This window comes from Inquilinus sp. (genome assembly GCF_057815775.1).
The window spans coordinates 1-3,891 of sequence record NZ_JBYRFX010000996.1 but is presented as its reverse complement, the minus strand read 5'-3'; the positions used below and the strand labels follow the sequence as shown (position 1 = coordinate 3,891).

Annotated in this window: 4 protein-coding genes; 2 read left to right on the top strand and 2 right to left on the bottom strand. The window is 66.8% G+C overall.

Features of this window, described 5'->3' with window-relative positions; all coding sequences use genetic code 11:
* A partial coding sequence (locus tag AC3XYG_RS35680; RefSeq protein WP_489144644.1) for a helicase HerA-like domain-containing protein occupies nucleotides 1-877 on the top strand: 877 nt, incomplete at its 5' end.
* Between the two features lie 21 nt (nucleotides 878-898).
* Here AC3XYG_RS35680 and AC3XYG_RS35675 read toward each other — a convergent pair.
* Together AC3XYG_RS35675 and AC3XYG_RS35670 are read right to left on the bottom strand one after the other, a co-directional pair.
* A complete protein-coding gene (locus tag AC3XYG_RS35675) occupies nucleotides 899-1,066 on the bottom strand; it encodes a hypothetical protein (protein ID WP_489144643.1) in 168 nt (55 codons plus the stop codon).
* A 156-nt stretch (nucleotides 1,067-1,222) separates the two neighbouring features.
* Nucleotides 1,223-1,450 (bottom strand): hypothetical protein, encoded by a 228-nt coding sequence (locus AC3XYG_RS35670; protein WP_489144642.1) that lies wholly within the window; start codon nucleotides 1,448-1,450, stop codon nucleotides 1,223-1,225.
* A gap of 265 nt (nucleotides 1,451-1,715) precedes the next feature.
* On the opposite strand from AC3XYG_RS35670, the gene AC3XYG_RS35665 reads away from it, so the two are divergent.
* Nucleotides 1,716-3,891, top strand: a 2,176-nt coding sequence (locus AC3XYG_RS35665; protein WP_489144645.1) for an RNA degradosome polyphosphate kinase, incomplete at its 3' end; no start/stop codon positions are given.

Genomic DNA, 3,891 nt, shown 5'->3' with positions numbered 1-3,891 from the left:
GGACGGGCGCGGCGTGGTCAATGTCCTGGCGGCCGAGACCCTGATCCAGGCGCCGCGGCTCTACGCCACCTTCCTGCTGTGGCTGCTGTCCGAGCTGTTCGAGCGCCTGCCCGAGGTCGGCGACCCCGACAAGCCGAAGCTGGTGTTCTTCTTCGATGAGGCGCATCTGCTGTTCGACGACGCGCCCAAGCCGCTGGTCGACAAGGTCGAGCAGGTGGTGCGGCTGATCCGCTCCAAGGGCGTCGGCGTCTATTTCGTCACCCAGAACCCGATCGACGTGCCGGACAAGGTGCTGGCCCAGCTCGGCAACCGGGCGCAGCACGCGCTTCGGGCCTTCACCCCGCGCGACCAGAAGGCGCTGAAGGCCAGCGCCGACACCTTCCGCACCGAAGGCGGCTTCGATGTCGCCCGGGCGCTGCAGGAGCTGGCGGTGGGCGAGGCGCTAGTCTCGCTGCTGGATGAGAAGGGCATCCCCGAGGTGGTGGAGCGGGCGCTGGTCTGCCCGCCGGTCTCGCGCCTCGGTCCGATCACCGATGCCGAGCGCCGCGCCGCGATCGCGGCCGGCGGCTTCGACCTGAAATACACCACCACGATCGACCGGGAGTCGGCCTATGAGAAGCTGACGGTCCGCGCCGCCCAGGGGCAGCAGGAGGCGGCGGCCGTCGCCGAAGCCAAGGCCCATGCGAAGGCCGGGCCCGGCATGGTGGAATCGATCTTCAAGGACGTGGTGCGCAGCGCCGGCAGCTCGGTCGGCACCCAGCTCGGCCGCAGCCTGGGGCGCAGCGTCGGCGGCACGGCCGGCGGCACCTTCGGCAGCTCGATCGGCCGGGCGCTGGTGCGCGGCGTGCTCGGCTCCCTGTTCGGCGGGCGGCGGTAAGGGCTCAGCCCATCAGTCCGCTCAGTGTTCGGGGCGGCGGTGGTCCGCGAGGAAGCGCCGGCCCTCGGCCAGGATCGCATCGACGCCCTGCGATCGGCGCTGCCGGTGTTCCAGTTCCTCGACCAGGGCCCGGACATCGTCCGCATAGGCGCGATGCCCATGCAGGTTGCGATAGAGCTGGAGCGCCAATATCTCCGTCTCCGTCAGGCCGTAGCTTCGCTGTTGAGACATAATGGACGACCGATGCCTGTCACGAATTTGCAATTGTCGGACTATACCAGCCCAATGTGACATGGACATCAAGACCAAAGGTCTGATGGACATCAAGACCAAAGGTCTAATGCGTCAATTCCGCAGCACCACCTTCCGCGCCCGGACGTCGACGACGGAGAAGTCCTGGTCGGGGAAGGATCGGGAGCCGGCCTCCAACGCCACCCCGGCATCGGCGTAGAAGCACATGACCTTGCCGCGCCGGACGAAGGCGTATTGCGAGGGAGGGTTCGCCCCGAACTCCACGAGAAACCTGGCCAGCGCCGCGACATCGGCCCTGCCGGTCTGTTCGCGATCAGCCATGACGTCCTCCCCGGACTGCGGCGCGATCGAGCTTAGACTCATGTGCCGCCGGCCACTAGGACGCTGAATTGGTTCTTTAGACCGAGGCCAGGGGTAGTGCTGCCCACGCATCGTGGCCCGCCAAAAGACCGCCCCTGCCATGCGATCGCCTCTCCATGGCGCTCCACGTCCGGGCATGTGTATAGTGGCAGCGGAAGCGGCCCCGATAAGGGCTTGATATTACAGTTTTGTTTCGATCGTGCAGGTTCGGAGGCGACTCGTGAGCATGTTGCAGACCAACGCCGAGGCTGTTTCCGCCGAGGCGCCGGACACACGGCGTGCCCCGACCCTGCCCGCGATTGCCGCGGATTCGCCCGATCGTTTCATCAACCGCGAGCTGTCCTGGCTGGCCTTCAACCAGCGTGTGCTGGAGGAGGCCTACAACACCCGCTACCCCCTGCTGGAGCGGCTGCGCTTCCTGTCGATCTCGGCCAGCAACCTGGACGAATTCTACATGGTCCGCGTCGCCGGGCTGAAGGCGCAGGTCGCGCTCGGCGTCGCCTCGCCGAGCCAGGAGGGCTTGAGCCCGGCGCAGCAGCTGGGCGAGATCGCGACCCGGGTGCAGGAGCTGATGCGCGACCAGCAGCATTGCTGGCGGATCCTGAGCGACGAGCTGCGCACCGCCGGCATCGCCGTGGTCGCAGCGGATGAGCTGACCAAGACCGAGAAGGCCTGGCTGGAGGAGCGCTTCCTGGGCCAGATGTTCCCGGTGCTGACGCCACTGGCGATCGACCCGGCGCATCCGTTCCCGTTCATCCCCAATCTCGGCCTCTGCCTGGCGCTGGCGCTGACCAGCAAGGAAGAGCCGCATGACGAGATGGAAGCGATCGTGCCGCTGCCGCCGCAGCTCGACCGCTTCACCCGCCTGCCGGGGTCGCCGATCCGCTTCGTGCTGCTCGAAGACGTGGTCATGCTGTTCCTCGACCGCTTGTTCCCCGGCTACACTCCGCGCGCCAACGGCGTGTTCCGGGTGATCCGCGACAGCGAGATGGAGATCGACGAAGAGGCAGAGGATCTGGTCAAGACCTTCGAAAGCGCGCGGAAGCGCCGGCGCAAAGGCATCGTCATCCGCCTCGCCGTGTCGGCCGACGTGCCGGACTCGCTGCGCCACTTCGTCTGCGAGAAGCTGAAAGTGAAGGACGAGGACGTCTTCGCCTTCGACCGGCTGCTCGGCCTGGTCGACACCAAGAAGCTGATCGTCGACGAACGGCCGGAGCTGCTGTTCTCGCCCTACAACGCCCGCTTCCCGGAACGGGTGCGCGATTTCGGCGGCGACTGCTTCGCCGCGATCCGGGCCAAGGACATCGTCGTCCACCATCCGTATGAAAGCTTCGACATCGTCGTGCAGTTCCTGCGCCAGGCGGCGCGCGACCCCGATGTGGTGGCGATCAAGCAGACGCTGTACCGCACCTCGAAGGATTCCCCGATCGTCCAGGCCCTGGTCGAGGCGGCGGAGGCGGGCAAGTCGGTCACCGCGATGGTCGAGCTCAAGGCCCGCTTCGACGAGGAGGCCAACATCCGCTGGGCCCGCGACCTGGAGCGGGCGGGTGCCCAGGTGGTGTACGGCATCATCCATCTGAAGACCCACGCCAAGGTCTCGATGGTGGTGCGGCGCGAACAGGGTGGCCTGCGCACCTACACCCATTTCGGCACCGGCAACTACCACCCGATCACCGCCAAGGTTTACACCGACCTCAGCTTCTTCACCTGCGATCCGGCCCTCGGCCGCGACGCGGCGGCGATGTTCAACTACATGACCGGCTACGCCAAGCCGGCGAAACTGGAGAAGCTGTCGATCGCGCCCCTGTTCCTGCGCGACCGGATCATGGAGCTGATCGAGGCCGAGATCAGCAATGCCCAGGCCGGCAAGCCGGCGCAGATCTGGGTCAAGCTGAACTCCCTGGTCGACGACACCATCATCGACAAGCTCTACGAGGCGTCGCAGGCGGGGGTGGAGATCGACCTGGTGATCCGCGGCATCTGCTGCCTGCGGCCCGGCGTGCCCGGCCTGTCCGAGAACATCCGTGTGCATTCGATCGTCGGCCGCTTCCTCGAACACGCCCGCATCCTGTGCTTCGGCAACGGCCAGAAGCTGCCGTCGCGCCAGGCCAAGGTGCTGCTGTCCTCGGCCGACTGGATGCCGCGCAACCTCGACGGCCGGATCGAAAGCCTGGTGCCGCTCGAGAACGCCACGGTCCGCCAGCAGGTGATGGAGCAGATCATGCTGGCCAACCTGAAGGACGAGACGAACACCTGGATGCTGGGTGCCGATGGCCGCTATCATCGGCTCGATGCGCCGAAGGATGCCTTCAGCGCCCACACGTACTTCATGACCAATCCCAGCCTGTCCGGCCGGGGCAGCGCGCTGAAGGATGCGAAACGGGCCCCGCGCCGCCTGGTCA

Bases quoted from the DNA above. Each gene is read 5' to 3' on its own strand.
- AC3XYG_RS35670 (WP_489144642.1), bottom strand. From the start codon at position 1,450: ATGGCTGATCGCGAACAGACCGGCAGGGCCGATGTCGCGGCGCTGGCC.